Source organism: Aquariibacter albus (genome assembly GCF_014145335.1).
GTDB lineage: Bacteria > Pseudomonadota > Gammaproteobacteria > Burkholderiales > Burkholderiaceae_C > Aquariibacter > Aquariibacter albus.
The window spans coordinates 1-23,668 of record NZ_JACIVI010000008.1 but is presented as its reverse complement, the minus strand read 5'-3'; the positions used below and the strand labels follow the sequence as shown (position 1 = coordinate 23,668).

22 protein-coding genes, 1 pseudogene and 1 riboswitch are annotated in these 23,668 nt (G+C 72.6%); of the genes and pseudogenes, 11 read left to right on the top strand and 12 right to left on the bottom strand.

The window, feature by feature from the left end; all coding sequences use genetic code 11:
* Positions 1–8: 8 nt before the first annotated feature.
* Genes H4F90_RS14995 through H4F90_RS14975 form a run of 5 tightly spaced genes read right to left on the bottom strand, consistent with a single transcriptional unit; the run spans position 9 to position 5,634 of the window.
* Positions 9–950 carry a methyltransferase domain-containing protein gene (locus H4F90_RS14995; protein ID WP_182666052.1) on the bottom strand — a complete coding sequence of 314 codons (942 nt, stop codon included), beginning with the start codon at positions 948–950 and terminating at the stop codon, positions 9–11.
* Positions 951–979: 29 nt separating this feature from the next.
* On the bottom strand, positions 980–2,209 hold the full coding sequence (locus H4F90_RS14990) for a WcaI family glycosyltransferase (RefSeq protein WP_182666050.1): 1,230 nt from the start codon (positions 2,207–2,209) through the stop codon (positions 980–982).
* A 2-nt stretch (positions 2,210–2,211) separates the two neighbouring features.
* Complete coding sequence (locus H4F90_RS14985) at positions 2,212–3,183, bottom strand: NAD-dependent epimerase/dehydratase family protein (protein WP_182666047.1); 972 nt, start codon at positions 3,181–3,183, stop codon at positions 2,212–2,214.
* A 26-nt stretch (positions 3,184–3,209) separates the two neighbouring features.
* The gene (locus H4F90_RS14980) at positions 3,210–4,448 is read right to left on the bottom strand and encodes a glycosyltransferase (protein ID WP_182666045.1); all 1,239 of its coding nucleotides are present in this window, start codon (positions 4,446–4,448) and stop codon (positions 3,210–3,212) included.
* A gap of 40 nt (positions 4,449–4,488) precedes the next feature.
* A complete protein-coding gene (locus H4F90_RS14975) occupies positions 4,489–5,634 on the bottom strand; it encodes an acyltransferase family protein (protein ID WP_182666042.1) in 1,146 nt (381 codons plus the stop codon).
* A 220-nt stretch (positions 5,635–5,854) separates the two neighbouring features.
* On the opposite strand from H4F90_RS14975, the gene H4F90_RS14970 reads away from it, so the two are divergent.
* The 4 genes from H4F90_RS14970 (at position 5,855) to H4F90_RS14955 (ending at position 10,691) form a co-directional block, all read left to right on the top strand.
* Entirely contained in the window at positions 5,855–7,459 is a 1,605-nt protein-coding gene (locus tag H4F90_RS14970) for a GumC family protein (RefSeq protein ID WP_182666040.1), read from the top strand.
* Complete coding sequence (locus tag H4F90_RS14965; protein WP_182666038.1) at positions 7,456–8,124, top strand: P-loop NTPase family protein; 669 nt, start codon at positions 7,456–7,458, stop codon at positions 8,122–8,124. The genes H4F90_RS14970 and H4F90_RS14965 overlap by 4 nt, the downstream gene beginning before the upstream one ends.
* 75 nt (positions 8,125–8,199) lie before the next feature.
* Complete coding sequence (locus tag H4F90_RS14960; protein ID WP_182666035.1) at positions 8,200–9,657, top strand: O-antigen ligase family protein; 1,458 nt, start codon at positions 8,200–8,202, stop codon at positions 9,655–9,657.
* Entirely contained in the window at positions 9,654–10,691 is a 1,038-nt protein-coding gene (locus H4F90_RS14955) for a glycosyltransferase family 2 protein (protein WP_182666033.1), read from the top strand. The genes H4F90_RS14960 and H4F90_RS14955 overlap by 4 nt, the downstream gene beginning before the upstream one ends.
* 25 nt (positions 10,692–10,716) lie before the next feature.
* On the opposite strand, the gene H4F90_RS14950 is transcribed toward H4F90_RS14955, so the two are convergent.
* The 6 genes from H4F90_RS14950 to H4F90_RS14925 form a co-directional block, all read right to left on the bottom strand.
* Positions 10,717–10,878 carry a hypothetical protein gene (locus H4F90_RS14950; RefSeq protein WP_182666032.1) on the bottom strand — a complete coding sequence of 54 codons (162 nt, stop codon included), beginning with the start codon at positions 10,876–10,878 and terminating at the stop codon, positions 10,717–10,719.
* A gap of 117 nt (positions 10,879–10,995) precedes the next feature.
* Complete coding sequence (locus H4F90_RS14945; protein ID WP_182666030.1) at positions 10,996–12,624, bottom strand: glycosyltransferase family protein; 1,629 nt, start codon at positions 12,622–12,624, stop codon at positions 10,996–10,998.
* A 35-nt stretch (positions 12,625–12,659) separates the two neighbouring features.
* Positions 12,660–13,472 (bottom strand): ChbG/HpnK family deacetylase, encoded by an 813-nt coding sequence (locus H4F90_RS14940; protein ID WP_182666028.1) that lies wholly within the window; start codon positions 13,470–13,472, stop codon positions 12,660–12,662.
* Positions 13,469–13,885 carry a GtrA family protein gene (locus H4F90_RS14935; RefSeq protein WP_182666027.1) on the bottom strand — a complete coding sequence of 139 codons (417 nt, stop codon included), beginning with the start codon at positions 13,883–13,885 and terminating at the stop codon, positions 13,469–13,471. The genes H4F90_RS14940 and H4F90_RS14935 overlap by 4 nt, the downstream gene beginning before the upstream one ends.
* Complete coding sequence (locus H4F90_RS14930; protein WP_328700953.1) at positions 13,882–14,874, bottom strand: glycosyltransferase family 2 protein; 993 nt, start codon at positions 14,872–14,874, stop codon at positions 13,882–13,884. Before H4F90_RS14930 ends, H4F90_RS14935 begins: the two co-directional genes overlap by 4 nt.
* A gap of 121 nt (positions 14,875–14,995) precedes the next feature.
* A complete protein-coding gene (locus tag H4F90_RS14925; protein WP_182666025.1) occupies positions 14,996–17,254 on the bottom strand; it encodes a CHASE domain-containing protein in 2,259 nt (752 codons plus the stop codon).
* A 262-nt stretch (positions 17,255–17,516) separates the two neighbouring features.
* Between H4F90_RS14925 and H4F90_RS14920 the strand changes: the two genes are divergently transcribed.
* On the top strand, positions 17,517–18,116 hold the full coding sequence (locus H4F90_RS14920; protein ID WP_182666023.1) for a LuxR C-terminal-related transcriptional regulator: 600 nt from the start codon (positions 17,517–17,519) through the stop codon (positions 18,114–18,116).
* 15 nt (positions 18,117–18,131) lie between these two features.
* Here H4F90_RS14920 and H4F90_RS14915 read toward each other — a convergent pair whose 3' ends face one another.
* Entirely contained in the window at positions 18,132–19,706 is a 1,575-nt protein-coding gene (locus tag H4F90_RS14915) for a S8 family peptidase (RefSeq protein ID WP_182666021.1), read from the bottom strand.
* A gap of 46 nt (positions 19,707–19,752) precedes the next feature.
* A riboswitch (cyclic di-GMP riboswitch) is annotated at positions 19,753–19,850 on the bottom strand.
* 192 nt (positions 19,851–20,042) lie between these two features.
* On the opposite strand from H4F90_RS14915, the gene H4F90_RS14910 reads away from it, so the two are divergent.
* The 6 genes and pseudogenes from H4F90_RS14910 to H4F90_RS15715 form a co-directional block, all read left to right on the top strand.
* The gene (locus tag H4F90_RS14910; RefSeq protein WP_182666019.1) at positions 20,043–20,870 is read left to right on the top strand and encodes a M15 family metallopeptidase; all 828 of its coding nucleotides are present in this window, start codon (positions 20,043–20,045) and stop codon (positions 20,868–20,870) included.
* Positions 20,867–21,391: a hypothetical protein gene (locus tag H4F90_RS14905; RefSeq protein ID WP_182666017.1), complete on the top strand. Its 525-nt coding sequence runs from the start codon at positions 20,867–20,869 to the stop codon at positions 21,389–21,391. Before H4F90_RS14910 ends, H4F90_RS14905 begins: the two co-directional genes overlap by 4 nt.
* Before the next feature lie 130 nt (positions 21,392–21,521).
* Entirely contained in the window at positions 21,522–22,196 is a 675-nt protein-coding gene (locus H4F90_RS14900) for a Crp/Fnr family transcriptional regulator (protein WP_182666015.1), read from the top strand.
* Between the two features lie 74 nt (positions 22,197–22,270).
* Positions 22,271–22,459: a YgaP family membrane protein gene (locus H4F90_RS14895; protein WP_182666012.1), complete on the top strand. Its 189-nt coding sequence runs from the start codon at positions 22,271–22,273 to the stop codon at positions 22,457–22,459.
* Positions 22,460–22,813: 354 nt separating this feature from the next.
* The gene (locus H4F90_RS14890; protein ID WP_182666010.1) at positions 22,814–23,053 is read left to right on the top strand and encodes a hypothetical protein; all 240 of its coding nucleotides are present in this window, start codon (positions 22,814–22,816) and stop codon (positions 23,051–23,053) included.
* A 46-nt stretch (positions 23,054–23,099) separates the two neighbouring features.
* Positions 23,100–23,668: pseudogene (locus H4F90_RS15715) on the top strand (transposase); the annotation flags it as partial.

Here is a 23,668-nt window from a genome sequence, read left to right as displayed (position 1 = left end):
ATCCTTGCTCAGCCGGCCTTGCGGGCGGTCACGATGCCCTTGTTGGCATTGAAGAAGTTCGAGCCGAGCAGCGGGTAGAAGATCGGCAGGAAGAAGACCGCGAAGGGCTTGGGCAGACGCAGGCGCTTGAGCAGGTAGACCTGGATGTAGCGGCTCACCGGCCAGGACAGCTCGTTCTTCACGATGACCTTCACGTCCGGGAAGCCGGCGCGGCGGGCCACCAGCTCCAGCGAATCGGCGGTGTAGTTCTGCAGGTGGAAGATCGAGGTGCGGCCCGACTGCCACATGCGGCCGATCTTGCCCAGGCCCGGGGTGCGCTGCAGCACGTGCATGAAGCGGTCGGTGCGGGTGACGACCGGGGTGTGCAGATAGAGCACGCCGCCCGGCTTGAGCACGCGCAGCGCGGTGTCGATCAGCACCTGCGGCTTCATGACGTGCTCGGCCACGTCGAGCAGGGTGACGACGTCGAAGCTCGCATCGGGCAGGGTCGAGTAGTCGTGGTCCTGGTAGACGGCCTTGACCAGCGGCTTGACCTTGGAGAGGTCGCAGCCCTCGATCTCGTGCACGCTGATGTCGTCGAAGCCCGCGTCGCGCAGCAGGGGCACGAACATGCCGTCGCCGGTGCCGATGTCGATCAGCTTGGCCTTCTGCAGGCCCAGGGCCTTCAGGTCGGCGATGGAGTCGAGCATCTTGCGGGTGTTCTCCTCGCCGATCTCCGCGTAGTAGGTGTCGGAGTCCAGCGTGCCGTAGGCCACGGCCAGCTCCTCATGGTCCACCTGATTGCCGACGAAGACCGAGCCGCAGCTGCGGCAGCGGTAGTGGTCGAGCGTGACCGTCTTGCTGTGGGTGTTGTGGGTGTCGCAGAGCCAGTGGGTCTCGGTGCTGTCGCAGACCCGGCAGCTCACGGCCCCGGAGGTGGTGGCGGTCATCGTCGTCGCGGTGGTGTTCATGGGGTGGCGTGCGGGAAGGGGGCGGGAGGTCAGCGGCCGGGCCGGACCAGGGTCTGCAGTTCCTGTTCCAGGCGTAACAAAACGGCTTCCATGTCCAGGGTTTCGACAGCGTAGCGCCGCGCGGCGGCACCCAGCTCGGCGGCCAGGGCCGGGTCGTCGATCAGGCGCTCGAGGGCGCCGGCCATCGCGGCCGGGTCCTCGGGGGTGACGCGCAGGCCGCGGCCCTCGACCACGCGGCCCAGCTCGGTCTCGGGCTCGGCACCGGCCACCGTCGGCCGGCCGCTGGCCAGCATGCCGGTCAGCTTGGAGGGCATCACCAAGTCGGCGGCCGCGCGGCGCTGCGGCAGCAGGTGGACATCGGCCAGGGCCAGCAGGTCGGGCAGGCGCTCGGCCGGCTGGATGGGCAGGAAGTGGAAGCGCGGCAGGCCCTGGGCCAGCTCGACCAGGCGCGGCCGGCCGACCCCGTCGCCGACCATCACGAAGTGCAGGTCCTGGCGCCGGGTCAGCAGGCGGGCGGCCTCGACCACGGTCTCCAGGCCCTGCTTGGCCGCCATGTTGCCGGCGTAGAGCGCCACCTTGCTGCCGGGCGGCAGGCCCAGCTCGGCGCGGAAGGCCGCACCCGAGGCGCTGGCCGGCATGGCCGCGAGGTTGACCCAGTTCGGCATCATGAACAGCCGCTCGGGCGCCACACCCTTGGCGAGCAGGCGTTCGGCCATGCGGCCCGAGATGGTCGAGACGCGCGCGCAGCCGGCCATCAGCAGGCGCTCGACGCCCAGCGCGAGCTGGCGCGCACGCCGGCCGCGCAGGATGCCGAGGTCGAAGGCGGCGTCGACCTCCAGATCCTGCACATGCAGCCAGACCTTGGCGCCGCACAGCAGCGCGCCCAGGCGGGCAGCGGCAAAGCAGAGCAGCGGCGGCTCGACGCCGATGACCACGTCCGGCCGCCAGAAGGCCTGGCGGATCATGGCCGGCACGCTGCTGAGCGTGAGGGTGGCGATCTGCACCAGGCGCTGCAGACCTGAGGGCCGGCGCGGGATGAAGGCCGGGCAGCGCCAGACCGGCACACCGTCCTCGACGCTGTGGCTGTACCAGGCGGCGGTGTAGCCGTCGTGCACCTTCCAGGCCGGGAAGTGCGGGGCGGTGCTCAGCACACGCACCTCGTGACCGCGCGACTGCAGCCAGCGCATCATCTCGGCGTTGTACTTGGCGATCGCCGTCAGCTCCGGCGCGTAGTAGGTGGAATGCAGCAGGATGCGCATGGTCAGGCCGTGCCCTGCTGGATCCAGGCGACGGTCGCGCGCACGCCGTCCTCCAGGCTGTGCGGCGTCGGGCCGCAGACGGCGCGCAGCGGTTCCAGGTCGTGGACCATGGGGGTGATCAGGTTGTCGAGCCGGAAACTGGTCAGGGGCACGCCGCGCCAGCCGAGGGCGGCCAGCAGGTCGCCGGTCCGGGCCATGAGCTGGAGCACTGCCATGGGGATTTCGCGCGGCGCCCGCACGCCCATGGTGCGGGCCACGCGGCCCGACCAGTCGTGGAGCTCCAGCGGTTCGTAGTCGGCCAGGTAGTACATCTGGCCGTGGATGCGACCGGGCTCGGCCTCCAGCAGGCGCTGCAGCTGGACGACGGTGTTGCCCACGAAGCCGAAGGACTTGTGCACCCGCACGCCGCGCGGCTGCACGTAGTGGCCGCGCCGCACCGCGTCGAAGAAGTTGCGGTAGGGCACGCGGAAGAAGGGGCCCCAGATGGAGGTCGGCCGCACGATGGCCCATTCGGCGCGCAGGCTGCGGTCGGCATAGACGAGCTTCTCGCCCTCGACCTTGCTCTGGCCGTAGGGCGTGGTGGCCTGGTAGTCGCGCGGGCCGGTCGGCTGGTAGCCGATGCGGCAGACCAGGCGCGAGGACGCGAAGATCACCTTGCGCAGCCGGGGGGCGGCGGCCGCCGCATCGATCAGGTTCTGCACGCCCGTGGTGTTGGCCGGATAGTCGGCCAGGCTGCGGCCGTCGAGGTCGGTGCGCGCGGCCAGGTGAACGATGAAGTCGGGGTCGAAGGCCTCGACCTGCGCCCGCAGGCCCGCGGCGTCAAGGATGTCCTGGCGGCGCCAGAGCGCGCGAGCCTCGGCATCCATGGGCTCGGCGAGGTCGAGGTTCAGCAGCGTATGGCCCTGGGCGCCGAGGTGGCGGATCAGGTTGCTGCCGATGAAGCCGCTGCCGCCTGTGACGAGGGTTCGGGTCATCGTGGGGAGTCCGGGGAGGGATGCGTTCAGGAGAGGGGAGCCGCGGCCCGCTCGTCGAGCAGTTCGCGGTAGACCTGCAGCAGCTCGCGCGCGTGCTGCGCATGGGTGGGCGGATCGGCCCAGAAGCGGCGGTAGGCCTCGGCCCCGAGGCGGCGGGCCAGCGCGTCGTCGTCGGCCAGGCGGCGCAGCTGGGCCGCGAGTGTCGCGACATCGCCGTTCGGGAAGATGAAACCGTTGGCGCCGGGCTCGATGGCCTCGCCGCCGCCGCAGACGTCGGAGGCCAGGCCGGGGATGCCGTGGGCTGCCGCCTCGGCAATCACCATGCCCTGGGTCTCGACCCAGCGCGAGGGCAGCACCAGCGCGCGCGCCGAGCGCACCGCCGCCACCACGCCGGCGCGATCGAGCTGGCCGGTGAACTGCGCCGCCGGGAAGCGGGCCTGCAGCGCGGCGCGGTCCGGGCCCTCGCCGATGCACAGGGCCGGCACGCCGGCACGCTCGCAGGCCTCGAGGAAGACCTCCCAGCCCTTGGGCGCGAACATGCGCGCCACCATCGCGAAGGCGCGGCCGGCACCCGGATCGGCCGGCGGCAGCTGCGGGCCGACCTCGATCGGGTTGCGCACAGGGCTGAAGCGCGCGCCCGGCGGCAGGTGCTCGGCCACCCGCTGCTGCGAGAGGCGGGAGATCGTCAGGAAGCGGTCGACCTGCCGCGGCAGGCGGCCGACGTGGTCCTGCACGGCATGGCGGGCGACGCGGTAGAGCTTGTGCGCGTAGCGCCGCGCATCGCAGTGCGTGGCCAGACAGGCCGCCGACATGGGTTTGAGCGTGCAGATCCTGCGGGTCTGCGAATTGAAGAGCATGCCGCTCGGACAGACCGAGAAGTACTCGTGCACGGTCAGCAGCTGCTTGAAGCCGGCCCGCCGGGCGACCGGGAAGATGCTGCTCGACAGGGCCTTGGTCCAGCTGTGCACATGCACGACGGTGTCGGCCGGATCGTGGGCCGCCAGCAGAGCGCGCAGGGCCCGGGCGGCCTGGGGATTCCACAGGCCCTGCAGCGCGGCACCGATGGGGTGGCCGCGGGCCAGGTCGTCCTGGCCGGTGCTGACGATGCGGTAAGGCCGCGGCCGGGTGTCGGCCTCGGGCAGGCGGTCGGCCGCGAAGACGGTGACCTCGGCCCCGGCCGCCGCGAGGGCCTCGGCGCTGTTGAGGGCGGCCACATCCGCCCCGCCGTCGGGGACGAGGTGGTCATTGACGACGATGACCTTCATGCGCCGGCCCCCGCCGGACGCTGGCCGCGATGGCCCGGCATCAGGCCTGCGCCGCCGCGCGCAGCTTGGCGCGGCGGGCGGGGTCGTGCTGACGGAAGAAGCCGGTCATGCGCTTCTCGAACAGGTGGTAGGCCAGGGTGCCCAGGCCCAGGCCGATGGCCGTGGTGCCCAGGAGGAAGGCCAGGTGCGCCGGCCAGCCCGGCACGCCCACGCTGCCCCAGATGCGGCCGGCCAGCACGATCACCATCACATGGGTCAGGTAGATGGAGTAGGAGGCATCGCCGATCCACGCGATCGCCCGGCCGAAGACCCAGCCCTTCTCCATCTCCAGCGCGACGATGCCGTAGACCACCAGCGCCGCCGGGAGACCGAACACGTACAGCGCGTGATAGCCCGCCGGCAGGCCGAGGAGCTGGTGCGAGTGGTAGTTGCCGATCCAGTCGGCGCCGGTCAAGGCATAGAAGCCGAAGTAGCCGCCCACGGCCGCGGCCACGCCAAGCAGCAGGCAGGGCAGGGCGGCGCGACGCTCGCCCTTGTGGATCAGCCAGGCCAGGACCATGCCCATCAGGAAGTCGAAGTTGATCGGGTTCAGCACGATGCGGGCGAAGGCGCTCTGCTCGGCCCGCGGGATCAGGGCGCCGAAAGTGGCCAGCACCGCCATGCCCGCGAAGCCCAGCGCGATGAAACGCGGCAGCAGCTTCTCGCTGAACAGCAGCACGCCCCCGAACAGCACGTAGAAGACGAGTTCGTGATGCAGCGTCCAGGCCACAGGAATCAGCGGAAGCGTTACGTCAGGAAGCAACAGCAACGTTCGGAACAGGTCGACCTGGTGGCCATCGGTCGCATTGAAGAGGGTCGGCCTGAACAGGTAGATGGGCACCAGCGGCAGGGTGTAGAGCAGGTAGGTCGGATAGACCCGGGTCACCCGGTTGTAGGCGTAGGACTTCAGGTAGCTGCGCTCGGCGAAATGGCCGAAGGCCAGGAAGGTCAGCACGAAGCCGCTGATGACGAAGAACAGGTCGAGACCGAAGTTCGACAGGTGGATCCAGTCGCCGAAGACGCGGGGGCCATGGGTGTACTTCCTTTCGACTTCGTACAGATGAACCGAGAACACCATCAGAACCGCGAGGCCACGAAGGCCCTGGATGCCATACAGTCGCGGCGCTGACGTTTTGGGTTTGCTCATCGTCGATCCGGTGAAGTGCGTGAAGAAGCGCAACGTTTCATGCAGGCCTTGTGCCTGCGGGAGCACCGGTAGGCCTTGACCGACCGATGCGCGGCGCAGTGTCTCAAACAGCACCTTTCAAGCTCCTGCAAGCCTCCCCCTGTTTCAAGGGGGCGCGCTTGTAACTGAGCACGGAAGGTGCTGTAGAAGCAGTCTTCGCAGAACTGACGGAGTCCGTCCCTTGGCTTTCGCCTACCGCCAAACCACCCCCCGGAGCCCCGAGGCCGAGCCTCGCGAGACCCCCCGGGTGACCGTCCCGACGGTGAGCCTCGACGGCCTGATGGTCGTCGTGATCCGCCACTGGAAATGGGTCCTCGCCACTGTCCTGGCCTTCGGCCTCGGGGTGCTGATCGCCCTGCCCTTCCTGACCAGCAGCTACGAGGTTTCGGCCAGCCTGCTCGTCAAGCTGGGCCGGGAACAGACGCCGCCGCCGGTCGCCGGCACCGCGCAGATCTCGGCCACGCCCTACAAGCGCACCGAGGATGTGATGTCGGAACTCGAGATCCTCAGCAGCCCGGCCCTGGTCGAGCGCGTGGTCAAGGAGCTCGGGGTGGACTACTTCCTCACCGAACCGACGCCGCAGACCCTGCTCCAGAAGATCAAGGCCCAGTTCAAGACGGTGACCCGGGCCGTCCGGGAGGCCTGGACCGAGGTCCTGATCTGGATCGGCCTGGAGAAGCGGCTGACGCCCTTCGAGCGGGTCGTGCTCACGCTGCAGGGCGCCATCAGCACCGAGTCGGTCAAGCGCTCGGACGTGATCTCGGTGAAGATGTTCGCGGCCAATCCCGAGGCCGGCGTGCATGTGCTCAAGCGCCTGCTGGAGCTCTACCAGGCCGAGCACATCAAGGTCTTCAAGACGCCGGGCTCGACCGAGTTCCTCGAAGCCCGCGTGGCCGAGCTGCGCGAGGAGCTGGCCGCCATCGAGGCCAAGCGCCGCAGCTTCGGCGAGCGTGATGCGGTCTGGGACTACCAGGAACAGCACAAGCAGCTGCTGGTGCGCCGCCATGACGCACTGCAGGCCCTGACACGCACCAAGGAGTCGCGCAGCCAGCTGGTCTCGGAGATCACCAGCAGCGAGCAGGCCCTGGCGGAACACCCGACCGAGAAGCTCACGCAGCGCGTGGAACAGGTCAGTCCGGCCGTGCAGACCCTGCAGGGCCGCATCCTCGAACGCAAGGCTGCGCTCTCGACCCTGCGGCTGAACTTCGCGACCAACAGCCAGCGTGTGCGCGACGAGGAAGCCCAGATCAAGGAACTGGAAGCCCTGCTGGCCCGCACCCAGTCGTCCTTCGTGGCGCAGCAGACCTTCGAGGTCAGCCCGGCCCGCAACGATCTGGAGCGATCGCTGACCGACCGCCGCACCCGCATGGCCGGGGTCAACGCACTGGCCTCGCGCCAGGCCGAGGCGCTGGCGGAAGTCGAGCGCGAGATCGACCGCGTCGCCAAGCTCGGCGAGGAAGCGCGCCGACTCGACCGCGAGGCCGCCGCCGCCGAGCAGAGCTACCGCCTGTTCGTGCAACGCCTCGACGAGGCCCGCATCCAGGAGGCGCTGGACGCCGCCGAGATCTCCAACGTCGCGATGATCGGCGAGCCGGTCGCCAGCGTGACCCCGGTGCGGCCGCGCGCGATGCTGCTCTTCCTTGCCTCGCTCGGCGCCGGCCTGCTGGCCAGCCTGGGTTTCTTCATCCTGCGTGACGCGCTGCGTCCCGCGGTCCACTCGCGGGATCGGGTGGCCCAAGTCCTTGGCGTGCCGGTGCTGGTGCGTCTGCCGGAGGTCCGGTCGTGAGCGTGAACCTGAAGTCCCTCCTCAGCGCCAACACCCTCGGCGACGAGTTCACGCGGCTGCGCCGCGAGCTGGAAGCCCGCGAACCCCGGCCGCGCCACATCGTCGTCTTCGGCGCAAGCGGCAAGGAAGGCGCGAGCACGGTGGCCGCCCATCTGGCCATGGCCTTCGCCAGCGGCCAGGCTGCGGGAGGGGGCCGCGTGCTGCTCGTGCAGGCCAATCTGCACAAGCGGGCCCAGCGCAACGACAACGGCCTGCCCTTCGAAGGTCCCGGGCTCTGGGGCTGGGACATGAGCAGTGCCCTGCCTTCGCAGCCCTTCTCGCGCCAGCCGGCCCTGCACCTGCTCGGGCCGGGGAATCCGCCCAGCGACCGCATGGGCCTGGCCTCGGCCTCGGACCGCCTGCTGGCGGCGCTGACGCAGGCCGATCGCGAGGACTACGCCTACACGATCTGGGACGTGCCGGCGCTGCTGCAGCACGCCGAGGGCATCGACCTGATCGCCGCCAGCGACGGCGGCCTGGCCGTCATCGAGATGGACGAGACCCGCGTCGGTGCGCTGGAGTACCTGCGTGGCGTGCTGGACCGGCGCAATGCCCGCCTGCTGGGCGCCGTGCTGAACCGTTGCGGCCGCTACTGGCCGCGGTCGACCCGCCGTCTCGCGGCCTGAGGCCGGCCACCCTCCCCAGCGGGCGGCGGTCCGGCATCTGCCGGATCGCCGCCCGACCCGCCCCGAAGCGTCCCGATGTCGCGCACGCCCAGCGATTCCCTGCCTGATCCGGATTCGACCCGTCGCCTGCTGGTCTGGGCGATCGTGGCGGTCGCGCTTTCGGCCCTGCTGACCGTGGCCGGCGGCGGCATGCCGGTGCTGCTGGTCGGCGTGGTGCTGGTGTTCCTGCTGTGGACGCTGCACGACCCCATGGTCACCGTGCCGCTGATCGTGCTGTCCCAGGTCATCTGGCTGATCGGCAACTACGCGCCGGGTGGCGTGGCCATGCTCTCGCCGTCCAAGCTGGCCCTGCTGCTGGCCCTGGGCGTCTGGCTGGTCCACGCCCTGCGCGAGCACATCCCGCCGACCTATGCGCCACACATGCTGCCGCTCAGCCTCTTCGGGCTGGTCGTGCTGCTCGGCCCGCTGTTGACGCCGGTCTTTGACGACTCGATCACGGGCATCGGCAAGTACGCGGTGATGTTCCTGCCCTACCTGCTGATCGCCAACCTGGCGATCAGCCGACGGGGACTGACGATCGCGGCCGCCTCGCTGACGCTGACTGCCACGGTCTCGGCGGGCCTTGCCATGGTCGAGCGCTTCCTGCCCGGCGTGCAGCTGGCCTTCGACGGCATCGGCCTCGGTGCGCACGTCGACGACAACTCGCTGAGCACGGTCATCATGCGGGTGACCGGCGGCATCGGCGACGCCAACTGGTTCTCCTACACCATGGCCACCGCGCTGCCGCTGTGCCTGTACTGGTGGCGGGCCTACCCGGGCTTCTGGATCCGCGCGGCCGTGGCCGGCGCAGCGCTGCTGCAGTTCGCCGGATTGATCTTCTCGTACACCCGCACGCCGATGGTGGGCCTGGCCGGGGCCATCGTGCTGCTGGTCTGGCTGCGCCGCATTGCCCTGGGGCCGGTGATCGCCGCCACCGTGCTGGCGGCCGCGACCGCGCCGCTGTGGTTGCCCGAAGGCTTCATCGAACGCTTCACCTCCAAGCAGTACATCGAAGAGGGCAGCACGCCGATGCGGCGCGAGATCTTCGACATGGCGCTGGATCTGGTGATGGACAAGCCGCTGCTCGGCCACGGCTACCAGCAGTACGGCCCGCAGTTCATCGCCCGCTCGACCAGCGAGATCGGGGCCGAATGGGAGCGCCGCGACATCAGCGGCGACGAACCCGCCCACCTGCTGCGCGCCCACAACCTCTACCTCGACATCTGGGTGCAGCACGGCCTGATCGGCCTGATCCCCCTGATGTTCGCCTACGCGCTGCTCCTGCGCGAGCTGCTGCAGATCGCCCGGGCCGACGCCGACAGCCGCGAGGGCGAGCTCGCTGCCTGCCTGCTGGCCTGCCTGGTGTCCTTCTACCTGTGCGGGATCGGCGGCCACTCGCAGGAGCTGAAGATCTTCTGGATCATGGCCGGCCTGGCCGCCGCGCTGCGGCGGGTGTTCTGGAGCCATGGCCCGAGCCCTGTCCCCCGAACATGAATGAAGCTGCCTCGCACCCGCTGCCGCTGCGGGTGGCGGCCGTCGTCATCGGCCGCAACGAAGGCGCCCGCCTGATCGCCTGCCTGCGCTCGCTGCGCGCAGGCTGCGAAAGGCTGGTCTACGTCGACTCCGGCTCGAGCGACGGTTCGGCCGAAGCCGCCCGCGCGCTGGGCGCCGAGGTGCTGGACCTGGACCTCAGCCGCCCCTTCACCGCCGCCCGCGCCCGCAACACCGGCTGGCGCCACGCCCTGGCCCGCTGGCCGGACACCGAAGCGCTGCAGTTCATCGACGGCGACTGCGAAATCGACACCGACTGGCTGCCTCAGGCCTCCCGCTTCCTGGTCGGGCGACCGGATGTCGTGGCCGTCTGCGGCCGGCGCCGCGAGCGCTTTCCCGAAGCCTCGGTCTACAACCGGATGTGCGACGAGGAATGGGCCACGCCCATCGGCGAAGCCCGATCGTGCGGCGGCGACGTGCTGATGCGCGCTGCGGCCCTGCAGGCCGTGGGGGGCTACCGCGACAGCCTGATCGCCGGCGAGGAGCCCGAGCTCTGCGTGCGGCTGCGCGCGGCCGGCGGGCGCATCTGGCGCCTGGACGCCGAGATGAGCCGCCATGACGCCGCGATGCACCGCCTTGGCCAGTGGTGGCAGCGCAACCGCCGCGCCGGCCACGCCTATGCCGAGGGCGCGGCCCTGCACGGCGCGCCGCCGGAGCGGCACTGCGTGGCGCAGACGCGCCGTGCGCTGCTGTGGGGGCTGCTGCTGCCCCTGCTGGCGGGCCTGGGCCTGCTCGCCACGCTCATGGGCGGCGGCCTGCCGGGCCTGCTGCCCGCGGCGCTGCTGCTGGCGCAGTGGCTGCGCCTGTCGCGCCGGCCGGTGCCGGCCGGCGTCAATGGCCTGCCCGACACGCCCGCCTGGCGACGCCAGCGGGCTGCGTTCAGCGTGCTGGGCAAGCTGGCCGAGACGGCCGGCGTGCTCACCTACGCCTGGCGGCGCTGGCGGGGTCAGGCCGCCCGGCTGATCGAATACAAGTAAGCCCCGGGGGCCGGGGCCGAGCGGATCAGCCGGCCACCATGGCCACCGCGAACACCGTCCAGATCGCCGCGCTGGCCAGCACCAGACGGTCCAGATGCAGCAGCGGCTCGGCCTGGCTCATGCGGGCCAGCCGGCGCTCGAAGAGATGCTGTTCCTTGCGGACGGCGGCCAGGGCGCTGCGGGTCATGGTGTTTCCTCTTGACTGATAAGGTTCGCTATGGTGAACCTTCAGCCGAGCTGATGCCTGTCCGATCAGTTTTGCGCTCCGGGTTGGAATCGACCGCTGCTGGCGTAAGACAAGCCCTCAGGGCGGCGGGGGGCGGGGCGCCCGGGCCGACGGGGGCAGGCCCCGCCGGTCCTTGACCACGGCCAGGGTGGCGCCCAGGCGCTGCACGCGCTCGATCACCTCGCCCTGAAGGGCGGCGTCGCAGCCGGTCTGGGTGGGCGACAGGAAGAAATCGGCGGAGAGCCAGTCCCGGGTCACCACGAAGTAGCGCCGGTCCAGCACCGCCTCGCCCTGGATCAGTTCGGCACAGACGGCCGCCTTGTACGGCTGGGCCGGCGGCGGCCCCTCGGCCGCCAGCCGCGCGTTCAGTGCCGTGGCCGCCTCGCGCAGGCTGTCGCCCCAGTAGTCCATCTCCCAGCGGCGCTCGGCACCGGCCAGGGGGCCGATCAGGTGGTTGTAGGCCACCGACTGGTAGGGGTGCAGCCGCAGCAGCTGCCAGGCCGGATCGAGCAGCAACAGGAGCAGGGCCAGCCCGAACCCCGCGCGCAGCAGCTTCGGGGCAGGCGCCATGCGTCGCCCGAGCGCGTCCAGGCCCAGCCCCGCGCAAACCGCGAGCGGCGGCAGCACGAAGGTGAAATGGCGCAGGCCGTTGTAGAGCGGTGGCGCGGTGAACAAGGTGAAGAACAGCGGAAAGCTCGCCGCCAGGATCAAGGGCAGGACGAGCGCCAGCCGCCGCCGGCCGGCCGGGCCGGCACGCAGCGCGCGCAGCCCGGCCGCGCCCCCGAGCAGCAGGGCCGCCAGCAGGCCGAGCAGCAGCCCCTCGGGCAGGCGGACGGCCAGGTAGTGCAGCAGGTAGCTGCGCGGCACCTCGGCGATGCGGTAGGCCTGGCCGTCCAGCACGGTCCACAGGTCGAAGGCGAAGTGCGAGAACGCCCGCGCCGCCTGCAACACATGGTCGGGGCCCATCACCGACCAGGGCCAGGCCAGCGCCATCAAGGCGAGCCCGAGCGCGAGGCTGGGCAGCCCGGCGAGCAGGCCGCGCCCCAGGACGATCCACCGGGCCCGGGGCCCGCCCTCGGCCGCCCAGGCCAGGGCCAGCAGACCGGCCGCCAGGTAGAAGCCGAGAAAGACCCCGCCGACGCGCAGGCCCAGTGCCGCGCCCAGCGCCAGGCCCAGGCCGATGCGGTGGCGCCAGGGCGGGGCGGGCAGCGCGGCCAGCCAGGCGCTGCCGTGGTAGAGGCCGGCAGCCATCGCGGCGCCGAAGGGCACGTCCTTGGTGTGGGTGAACATCGCGCCGCTCCAGGCGCCGGTCAGGCTGAGCAGCAGGGCGGCCAGGAAGCCGGCGCGTGGGCCGCCGATGCGCCGGGCCAGCAGGGCCGCGTAGACGATGCCGACGAAGCCGAAGCCGGCCGACAGCAGGTGGCGCAGGTCCCAGACGGACGTGCCGGCCCAGCCCAGGCGCTCCAGCCCGGCGGCGATCAGGTCGAAGAAGCCACCGTAGAGGTAGAGATTGCGGTAGGCGAAGGCCGCCCGGTCCTCGAAGCCCGAGGCGTAGAAGTCCAGCAGCAGCCGGCCGTAGACATGCTGCACCTCCTCGTCGTTGGACAGGCCGTGCAGCCCGTGGCTGCAGGCGATGTGGAGCAGCAGGGCGGCGGCCAGCGCCAGGCTCAGTGCATGCCAGCGGCGCATGAGGGAAGGCTCGGTCACGGACGCGGGGAGGGCGGGGAGGACAGGGGCGGGGCTCAGCGGGAACGGCCCGCGGCCAGCGCGAGGTGCCCGCGGGCCAGCACGCAACCGTGGCGGCGCAGGGCCGCGGGGAAGAAGCTGCCGGCCAGGTGGGCGTGCTCGATCACCCGGGCCGGGCCGATCGAATCGCCGGGTTCGGCCCGGGTGGCGGGATGGACCATCAGCACATCGCCAGACCGGGCTGCCGCCAGCCAGCGGTCCATCGCGCGGGCGTAGTCCACCGGGCCCAGGTCGAAGCCGTGGCTGCCCAGCACGCGGCGGCTCAGCGGGCCGCGCTGCGCGCGCGCAAAGGGCCCGGCCCCGAGCGCGCTGATCACCCGCGGCTTGAGGCCCGGGCTGGCAGCGATGCGGCTCACCCGCAGCCAGGGCATGGCACCGGCGGGATAGCGACGCGCGAGCAGCTCGGCCAGCAGCTCGCGCAGCTGCGGCAGCTGCTGGATGTGCTGGTGGCCATCGACATGGTCGGGCGGAACACCCAGCGCCGCCTCGAAGGCCTCGAACTGGCGCTGCAGGTGGCGCATCAGCCGCTCGCGGGGCCAGGCGCGCAGCAGGCTGCGGAGGATCACGCGGCCGAGCGGCCGGGCGGGCAGCTCGGGGCTGTCGAAGGCGGTGAGGTCCAGGTGCAGGCCGATGTCGGCGGCCGCGCGCCGGGCCGGACCCAGCGCGCGGGCCGCCTCGGGCCAGCGCGGCGACAGGGTCATGCAGCTGGTGGCGCTGAGGCGGCCGGCGTCGATCAGGGCCAGGATGGCCTCGTCCACGGCGGGGTTCAGCGCGTAGTCGTCCGCGCAGGCGATCAGCGCAACCGTCATGCCGCGAAGGCCCAGCAGCGGCCGGCCAGGAAGGTGCCCAGCGCCACCCCGACCAGCACCAGACCCAGGGCCAGCCACAGCGGCAGCGGTGTCAGGCGCAGCAGCGCGTCGAGCAGCAGCTGGTTGCTGGCGAAGGCCGTCAGGCTGACCAGCAGCAGCCGCGGCAGGGCCTGGCGGTGCGGCGCGGGCCGGTCGGCGAAGCTCAGGTGGCGATGCCCGAGATAGCTCAGCGGGAAGGCCGCCAGAAAGCCGGCCGTGTTGGCCACGGCCGGCGCCAGGCCGAAGGGGCCGGCCAGCAGCAGCGTCAGCAGGTAGTGCAGCGCGGCGGCGGCGGCGCCCACGGCGACGAAGGCCAGGCCCGCGCGACGCCAGGGGGCCGGCTGCGCGCGGCCGGCGGGGGCGAAGCCGCTCATCGCGCGGCGGGGCCGGCCTCGGCCGGCCCCGCGCCCGGCTGGGGCGGGGCCAGGCGTTCGGCGATCAGGTAGGTCGGCCGCGCCTTGACCTCCTCGTAGACCCGGGCCAGGTACTCGCCCAGCACGCCGATGAACAGCAGCTGCACGCCCGAGAAGAACATGATGCTGACGACCACCGTGGGCCAGCCGGGCACGTCGCTGCCGTAGATCGTCTTCTCGATCAGCTCGTAGAGCCCGTAGGCGAAGGCCGGCAGCGCCAACATCACGCCGAGCAGGCTGGCCAGCCGCAGCGGCAGCACCGAGAAGCTGGTGATGCCGGTCCAGGCCAGCCGCGCCAGCTTGCGGCGCGAGAAGCTGGACTGGCCATGCTCGCGGGCCAGGGGCGTGTAGGGCAGGCCGAGGCTGCGGAAACCGACCCAGGCATAGATGCCCTTCATGAAGCGCTGCCGCTCCGGCAGGGCCCGCAGGGCCTCGACGACGCGGCGGTCCATGAGCCGGAAGTCGCCCGCATTGGCGGGGATGTCGATCTGGCCGGTCGAACTCATCAGGCCGTAGAAGATGCGGCTGCCCAGGCGCTTGAAGGCAGATTCGCGGTCGCGGTCCTCGCGCACGGCATAGACCATGTCGTAGCCCTCGCGCCAGTGCGCGAGCAGGGCCGGCAGCAGGCTGACCGGATGCTGGCCGTCGCCATCCATGCAGACGACCACCTCGCCCTGGGCGTGGTCCAGGCCCGCGGTCAGCGCCGCCTCCTTGCCGAAGTTGCGCGACAGCCGAAGCAGACCGACCCGCCAGGCCGGGGGCACGGCGGCCACCTCGGCCGCGGTGGCATCGGCGCTGCCGTCGTCGACCACCAGGATGTCCCAGGGCAGGCCGAGGGCTTCGCAGGCTTCGGCGACGGTCTGCAGCGTGCCGCGGATGTTGCCGGCCTCGTTGTAGGCCGGCACGACGATGCTCAGGTGGGGCTGCGGCGAACGGGCGGGCAGGGACACGGTGCAGGGAAGACGGCGGTCCGGATCGGACCCTGGGGCAACGCCGGCCAGGGGAGGGGCGTTGACCGACCGGAGCAAAAAGCAGTCCCGCGCTGCGCCGGCCGGCCGCCGGGAGCCGGCCTCAGGGCCGGGCCGCGCGCTGTGCCGCGTCCAGCGCCGAGCGCAGCTTCAGCGCGCTGGCCGGCTTGCGCAGCACGATGGCGCCGGGCAGCTCGGCGGCCGCGGGGTCGGCACTGAGCCAGACGGTCGGCAGCGGCCGGCCGGCCGCATCGCGCAGGGCCGGGAGCAGCTCGGAGCCGCGGCCGTCGGACAGCTGCAGGTCCAGCAGCACCAGGCCGGGCGGACGCTCTGGGTCCGCCAGGGCAAGGCGGGCCTCGGCCAGGCTGCCGGCCTCGGCCACCGTCGCGCCCCAGGCGCGCAGGCGGGCTGCGGTGGCCGAGCGCACCTCGGGATCGTCATCGACCAGCAGCACATGGCCGGCCGTCCACGGCGCCGCCGCAGGCGCCGGGCCGGCCTGCGGGCCGCCCTCGGCCGCCGGATCGGCCAGGGGCAGCTCCAGCGTCAGCACGCTGCCGCGCCCTGGCCGGCTGCGCAGGCTCAAGGGGTGGCCCAGCTTGCGCGCCAGCTCCTGCACGATGGACAGGCCCAGACCCGCCCCCTCGCGCGCCGCCGGGGCGCCCGCCGCCTCGTCGAGCAGGCGGCGGCGCTGGGCCGGCGCCAGGCCCGGTCCGCTGTCGAAGACTTGCAGGCGCAGGCGGCCGCCACGCACCCGGCAGCGCAGCGCCACCCAGCCCTGCGGCGTGTAGCGCAGCGCATTGACGAGCAGGTTGCGGACGATGCGCTCGATCAGCAGCGGGTCGGAGACCGTGCCGACGGCCTCCAGCCGGTCCAGCAGACGCAGGCCCTTGCGCTGGGCCAGGCCGCGCGATTCCTCGATCAGGCCCAGCAGCAGCGGCCGCAGCGCGAAGGGGCGCGGCGCCGGCTCGATCTGGCCGCTTTCCAGGCGGCCGATGTCGAGCAGCGCATCGAACAGGCCCTGCAGCGCCGCGGCGCTGTGCTGGAGCTGGGCCATGAAGACTGGGTCGCGGCCGCGCTCGGGGGCGTCGCCGAGCAGGTTCAGGTAGAGCGACAGCGCATGCAAGGGCTGGCGCAGGTCGTGGCTGGCGGCCTGCAGGAAGCTGCTGCGCGCACGGGCCGCCGCCAGGGCCTGTTCGCGCAGGCGGCGCTGCACCTCGGCGGCCACCTGCTCGTCGATCAGGCGCTGCTGCACGCCGTCGAGCTGGCGGTGCAGCCAGAACAGCTGGCGGCCACGCACCATGGCAACGAAGAGATAGGCCGCCAGCAGGCTGGTCAGCAACAGGCCGGCGCCGAGGCCGGCCATGGGCCAGAGCAGGGTGCTGAGCGGGCTGCGCCCGGGCAGGGGCAGCAGATGGGCCACCCAGCGGCGGTCGGCGAACTGAAAGGGGCGAAGGACGCCGTCGTCGGCCCCGGGCTGCGCGCGCAGCTCGGCCTCGTGGCGCAGGCCCTCGTCCAGCCCCAGGGTGTAGAGCGCCTGCTCGGCGGCGGGGGCCGAGCGGTCGAAGATCGCCACCCGCAGCCGCTCGGCCACCGGGTCGAAGACGCGACCCAGGATCTCGCTGACGCTGAAGACGCCGATCACCACGCCGCGCGGCGGGGCCAGCGGCCCGGCGGCCGGATCGCGCACGGGCAGGAAGACCTGGATGACCAGCTCGCCCGGGGCGCCCCAGGCATCGGCACGGCGCACCTTGGTGGCCGCGGGGCGGCCGCTGTGCACCGCGATCTCGATGGCCTGGCGGCGGCCGCTCAGGGCCAGCAGGTCCTGACCGGGCTCGATCTCGCCGCCCTCGATCGCCGCCAGATGCAGCAGCGGGAAGTGCTCGGGCCGCGGCTGGGCCGGGCGTCGCATGCCATGGCCGGTGGATTCGAAGATGAAGGCGCTGGGCCGGCCCTGCAGGGCCGCGAGCTCGCGCTCGAAACCGGCCCGGGCACCCGCGTCGACGCGCGGTGCCCAGCCCAGCGCCAGGGTGCCGCGGTGGCGGGCCGCCTCCGCGCGGGCGAAGCGGTCGAAGCCGTCGGCCGTCACCGGCAGGCTGGCCTCGAAGAGCGCGCGCAGGGCCTGCAGCGATTCGAGCGCCAGCTCGATCGACAGCTCGACGTGGCGCACCCGGGCGCCCGCCTCGTCCTCCAGGGTGCGGCGTTCGCGCTGACGGGCCGCGTCGTAGAGCATCAGGCTGCCCGCCGCGGTCAGCAGCAGGCCGACAAGGAAGACCCCGGCCGCCCGCAGCAGCGGCCCGCGAGCCGCGAGCTGCGGGCCGCCGGCGGCTGGCGGCGGGGCCATCAGGCCCATGTCCAGGCCCACGTCCGTGGGCCTCCTGCAGCCGGTCGATCCGGCGCCGCACCATGCGCAGCGCCCCGGCGCGCCGCGGCCCGGGCGATTCCGATCCCCTCCGACAGGCTCGACTCCAGCATCCGGGGACTTTCGCACGATCTCGCGGCCCAGGGCCCGGCCCGCCCCGCAGCCCCTGTGGCCCGCCCTGGCCTGGGCCTGGACGCAGCGCCGCGGCAGCCCCCGCTTCGCCCCGACGGGGACGGACGCTTCGGCCGGGCGCTAGGCTGCGCGCATGCGCATCCTGATCGCCGACGACCACGCCCTGTTCCGCGACGCCCTGGCCCGCCTGGTGCGCAGCCTGGTGGCCGAGGCGCGGGTGGAGGAAGCCGGCTCGCTCGACGAGATCCGCGCCTGTCTGGCCGCCGATCCGGACTGCGAGCTGCTGCTGCTCGACCTGCGCATGCCGGGCTGCTTCGACAGCGACCCGGTCGAGACCCTGCACCGGGCGCACCCCGCGGTGCCGATCGTGGTGATCTCGGGCTCCGAGCAGGCCGGGGAGGCCGCCCGGGCCCGGGCCCGCGGCGCGGTGGGCTTCCTGCGCAAATCGCTCGCGCCGGATGCCATGCAGCAGGCCCTGCAGCGCCTGCTGGCCGGCGAAGAGCTCGAGATCGCCCCCGAGCCGGCCGGCCTGCGGCCCGAGCCGCACCTGACCCCGCGCCAGCAGGAGGTGCTGCAGGACCTGGTGCAGGGCGCGTCGAACAAGCAGATCGCGCAGCGCCTCGGGCTCAGCGAGGGCACCGTCAAACTGCACGTGGCCGCGATCCTGCTGGCCCTGGAGGCCGGCAACCGAACCGAGGCCGCGGCCCGCGCCCGGGCGCTGGGCTGGGCCTAGGCGGTGCGCCCGGGCTCAGGGTCGCGCCAGGCTGAGCTCGGTGCTGCGGTTGCGCGCCGCGTCGTAGACCACGCCGCCGCCGCTCAGGCCGTCGAGGCGGAAGGTCGTCGAGGCCACGGCCTTCTTGATCTTCGGGGACTTCAGGCTGCACACGCCGGTGCTGCCCGTCACGCAGGACGCGCTGCCGCCGCTGCTGAAGCTGCCCTTGACGCTGACCTTCGGCAGGTAGGCGCCGTCCTGGTCCCGCACCACCACCTGGACGGTGGCGAGCCAGGCCGCCGAGCCCGAGGCCGCGGCGCTGCCGCTGAGCGCATCCACCGCGCTGCTGCGCGGAATCGGCGAGCTGGCGATGGCGCTGAACAGCAGCAGGTTCGGCGATGCGGTGCCGACGGTCTTGAGCTTGCCGCTGGTGGCCTCCGCCTTGAGCGTGGTGGCGAGCTGGGCCGGTGTGGCCGTGGGCGCGCGCTGCAGCAGCAGGGCCAGGGCACCGCTCACATGCGGGGCCGCCATCGAGGTGCCGCTCATGGTGGCGGTGGCCGTCGGTCCGGTGCCGTAGGCGGAGCGGATGCTGCTGCCGGGCGCGAACAGGTCGACGCAGCGGCCGAAGTTCGAATAGCTGGCGCGTTCATCGCTCGCGGTGCTCGCGCCGACCGTCAGCACCGAGGGCTCGCGGCCCGGCGAGCTGCCACAGGCGTCGGCCCCGCTGTTGCCCGCGGCCACGACGACGGCATAGCCCTCGGCGACCAGACGGGCCACCGCGGCGTCCATGGCGGGCGACACGCCCCCGCCGAGCGAGAGGTTGACCACCGCCGGCTTGACCCCATGCGCCAGGATCCATTCCAGGCCCGCGATCACGCCGCTGCTCATGCCCGCGCCATTGCAGTCCAGCACCCGCACCGGCACCAGGCTGACGGCCTTGGCCACGCCCCAGGTCGTGCCGCCGACGATGCCGGCCACATGGGTGCCGTGGCCGTTGCAATCGCTGCTGCCGTTCGCATCGGCCACCGTGCTGTAGCCCTCGGCGACGCGGCCGCCGAAGTCCTGGTGGCTGGCAAGGATGCCGGTGTCGACGATGTAGGCCCGCACGCCCTGGCCGCTGCGGAGGTAGGTGAAGGCGCCCGACAGCGGCAGCGTGCGCTGGTCGCTACGGTCCAGGCCCCAGGGGGCGGCGGACTGGATGGTCTGGCGCAGCCGCACGGGCTGGTCGAGCTCGACGGCCAGCACCTCCGGGTTGCGGCGCAGCGCTTCGATGAAGGCCTGCGAGCGGCCGACCGGCACCTCGGCGCTGTAGCCCCGCAAGGCACGGCCGAAGTGCTGGCGAATGCGGCCGGCCTGGCCGCGCACCAGGCGCTCCGAATCGGCCGGCGCCTCGGCGCTGCCGCGGCGCAGGGTGACGATGTAGCGGGCCTGACCGGAGGCCGCCGCCCCGGCCGTGACCGGAGCGCGCGGCGGCATCGGCAGTTCGCCACGCGCCACTTCTTCCGGGATCAGCACCGCCGTCTCGGCGCGCAGGGCGGGCGCGGCGGCCAGCAGCAGCGCGGCGACCACGCGAAGAAGGGGCCGCGTACGGCCCCGGGGGATGGATTGCATCGCAGGTCTCCTGAAGGAAGAGACCGGCCGGGCTTGACGGACCCGGACCGGCAACCCCGCTACCGTGGCCCGTCCCCTCGGGGACGGACGACAGGCCGGAGGCTTTGCGTCCCGGGCTTTCGCGCCGGTTTGCCAGGCCCCACTCTAGGCCCTCGGCGGGGCCGCCGGGTGGCCGCCGGCCGACGGCCGCGGGCGGATCCGGCAGGAATGCGCGGAAGCCTGGCCGGCGTGCACCCCGCCTTGCGCCCGGGGCCTGGCAAGTCGCCCGCAAGACGGCTTGGCAGGCGGCCCGGGCCGCCGTAGATTGGCCCGACCCCCTCCAGCGGAGTCGCGACCATGCCGACCGTCCTCCTGTCCCAGCCCGTGGGCCGCGGCGCCCCCAACCTTCGTGCCGATGTGCTGGCCGTGCAGCACCTGCTGCTGGCCCGCGGCTTCGCCCGTGTCGGCGATGCCGACGGGCGCTGCGGGCCGAACACGATCGCCGCCATCGAGGACTTCCAGTCCGGCTTCATGCGCAGCCCCGACGGCCGCATCGACCCGGGCGGCCGCAGCTGGGCCCACCTGTCGGGCACCTACAGCGGCCAGGCCAGCGTGCCGCCCACGCCGGCCACCGGCGCGAGCTCGGTCACCCGCACCGTGCCGATCCCGGCGGCCAGCACGGTCAACCCCGGGCTGAAGCCGGTTCGCAACGGGCTGATGCTGAGCCTGTTGGGCGACCCGCGCGGCGGCCAGTACAGCAGCCAGTGCGAACCGCCGACCGACCCCAAGCTGCGGCGCAACATCGTGCTCGACACCGTCGGACCCTTCCGCGTCACCGGCCTGCTGCCCGCCGTGCTGAGCCTGAAGGCCGTGATGCGCGACATCCAGGCCGAGCAGCCCGCCGTCCACCAGGCCCTGGGCACGGCCGGCATGCTGTGCTGCCGGCTGGTGCGCGGATCGAGCAGCAGCATCTCCAACCACGCCTGGGGCACGGCCATCGACCTGACGCTCAACGGCGTGCTCGATGTCTACGGCGATGGCCGCGTGCAGTTCGGGCTGACGCAGATCGCACCGATCTTCAACCGCCACGGCTGGTACTGGGGCGTGAGCTTCGGCAAGGAAGACGGCATGCACTTCGAGGCCAGCGAGTCGCTGGTGCGCGCCTGGGCGCCCACCCTGCGGTGAGCCGCGCAGCGGCGACCCCGCAGACGCGCGACCGCCGGGCGGCGCGGGGCCTCGCGGCCCTGCTCATCGCGGCGGCGACGGCAGCTGGCGCAGCCGAGGGTGGCGCGCCCCGCCCGGCCCGCGAAGCCGGGCCGCCCCACTGCCGCTTCACGCTGCCCGAGGAGCTGCCCGATGGCGGACGCCCGCGCTGGTCGGGCCCCTGTGCCGGCGGCCGGGCCGAAGGCCTGGGCGTGCTGCGCCTGCAGGCGGCGGACGGTGCGGTCCACCTCTACCTCGGCCGCCTGGCGGGAGGCCAGGCCGTGCTGGGCGTGATCGAGCGGCCGAACGAAGGCTGGGTGGCCGGCCGCTTCGACCAGGGCCGGCGGGTCGAGCCGGTCGAGCGCAACACCCTGATCGAGGCCTTCGCCGAGGCCGCCGCCGCGGCGCGGGCCGAGGCCGAAGGGCATCGCCTGGCGGGCCGCAAGGCCTCGGCCCGCCACTACCGGCACAAGGCGCGGGTGCTGGACGCGCAGCTCGACTGAAGGCCCGTGAGGGCCGGCGCCCAGCAGCCGGCAGCCGGCGGCGCAGCCTGGCCGTGGCCCTCAGCCGGGAAGCCGGCCGGATCGCCGGGCCGGGTCGAACCTCAATATAAGCTCACAGTGATAATTGGCCATGCCCGCGCCCCTGCTCCCCGAAGCCTGGCGGCAGCATCCTGCCCTGGCCCAGCTCGATCCGGTCGAGCGCGACGCCGTGCTGGCCGAGCAGGCCCAGCGCATGGCCGTGCCGGCCGGCACCCTGCTGTTCGCGGAGGGCGGGCGCTGCGGCGGTTTCCCGCTGCTGCTGGCCGGTGAGATCCGCGTGGCGCGGGGCTCGCCGCAGGGCCGCACGCTCGAGCTTTACCGCGTGCGGCCCGGGGACCTCTGCGTGGTCTCGACGGCCTGCCTGCAGCAGGGGATGCCGCTGTTCGCGCATGCCATCAGCACCCAGCCCTGCGAGCTGCTGATGCTGCAGCGCGCCGGGCTGGAGCGCTGGCTGGCGCATCCCGGATTCCGCAGCACCCTGATCGGCACCCTGGCCGGCCGCCTGGCCGACTTGATGCAGCTCGTCGAGGCGGTGGCCTTCCAGCGCCTGGACCAGCGCCTGGCCGGCGCCCTGCTCGGCCGCGGCCCGGTGCTGGGCCTGACCCACCAGGCCCTGGCGGACGAGATCGGCACGGTGCGCGAAATCGTCAGCCGCCTGCTTCGCCGCTTCGAGCAGCAGGGCTGGCTGAGCCTGGGTCGCGAGCGCATCACCGTGCTCGACCCGGCCGCGCTGCGCGCCCTGGCAGGCGGCGGGCTGGGGGACTGAGGTCACCGACGCCGTCGGGCGCGGCGGCGATGCTCGTGGCACCGGCCCCCTGGGCCCTTCCCTGGAGAACCTGCATGACTTCCAACGTCGGCGGCATCGACCGCCTGCTGCGCATCCTCGTCGGCCTGCTGCTGATCGGCCTGGCCGTGGGCGGCGTGATCGGCGCCTGGGGCTACCTCGGCGTGCTGCCCCTGGCCACCGGCCTGATCCGCTGGTGCCCGGCCTACCTGCCTCTGGGCTGGACGAGCTGCAAGCGCCGCTGAGGCGCCCGCCTTCCTTCCCCGGCCCGGGCCGCAGCGGCCCCCCGCCGCCGGGCACGCCCGGGGCACCGAAGCGGTGCCCCGCGGCATACTGGATCACGCCCCGGGGCTCGCCGATGAGGCCTGGGACGGGCGCGCTGTAACGCCGACCCGCCCCCGGGGCTTCAGTTCGGTGCACGCGGGCCGAAAGCCCGTGTTCCAGGTCGGTGCGGCCAATCCACCGATTTCGCCTGTCGGCCACTGGCCGCAGGTCTCGTTTCTCCTGCCCCGATACCCGCCCCGCGCTGGCGTGATGTCGTCGCGTCCGTGCATCCGCACGCCCTGTATGGGATGCCCTTGAGACCTCCTCGCGAATCCATGGTCCAGCCCGCCCGCCTGTGCGGGGCGGGGTCGCCACCTGTGCTTCGGGGACGGGACCCGCTGCAGCGCCTCTGGCGCCGCGTGCTGCGCCAGCATCACTTTCAGCTGCTGGAAGAGGGGGGCGAGCCAGGCTGGACCGTTGATCGGCTGGAGACCGCCCTCGTCGCCCTGGCCCCAGCCGAGCTGCCCGAGGACAACCCCGTCACCGCCCGCTGGCGCCGTAAGCTCCCCCGCTGAGTAGACAACCTGAAAGTGGAGACTTCCGCATCTTCGAGGAAGAGCGATGAGGAAGTCGAGATTCACAGAGAGCCAGATCCTGGCGATCCTGAGCGAGGGCGAGACGGGGCTGGCCGTGGCGGAGGTCTGCCGCAAGCACGGCATCAGCTCGGCGACGTACTACCAGTGGAAGAGCAAGTTCGCGGGCATGTCCGTCAACGAGCTCAAGCGCGTCAAGGAGCTCGAAGCGGAGAACGCGCGACTCAAGCGCATGTACGCCGATCTGGCGCTGGAGAACGCAGCGATCAAGGACGTGCTGTCGCGAAAATTGTGACGCCGATCGCCAGGCGAGCTGCGGTGCAGGTCATGGTCGACGAACACCATCTGTCCCGTGTGCGCGCCTGCCAGGCCGTGGGTCTACCGCGGTCGGCGCTGTACAAGCCCACGACGGACCAGGCGGCCAAGGATGCGCCGGTCATCCAGGCGATCAACGGCATGCTGGAGAAGCGCCCGCGCTGGGGGTTCTGGAAGTGCTTCGACCGGCTGCGTCAGGACGGGCACGGCTGGAACCACAAGCGTGTGTACCGGGTGTACTGCGCGATGCGCCTGAACCTCAAGCGCAAGGTGCGGCGCCGC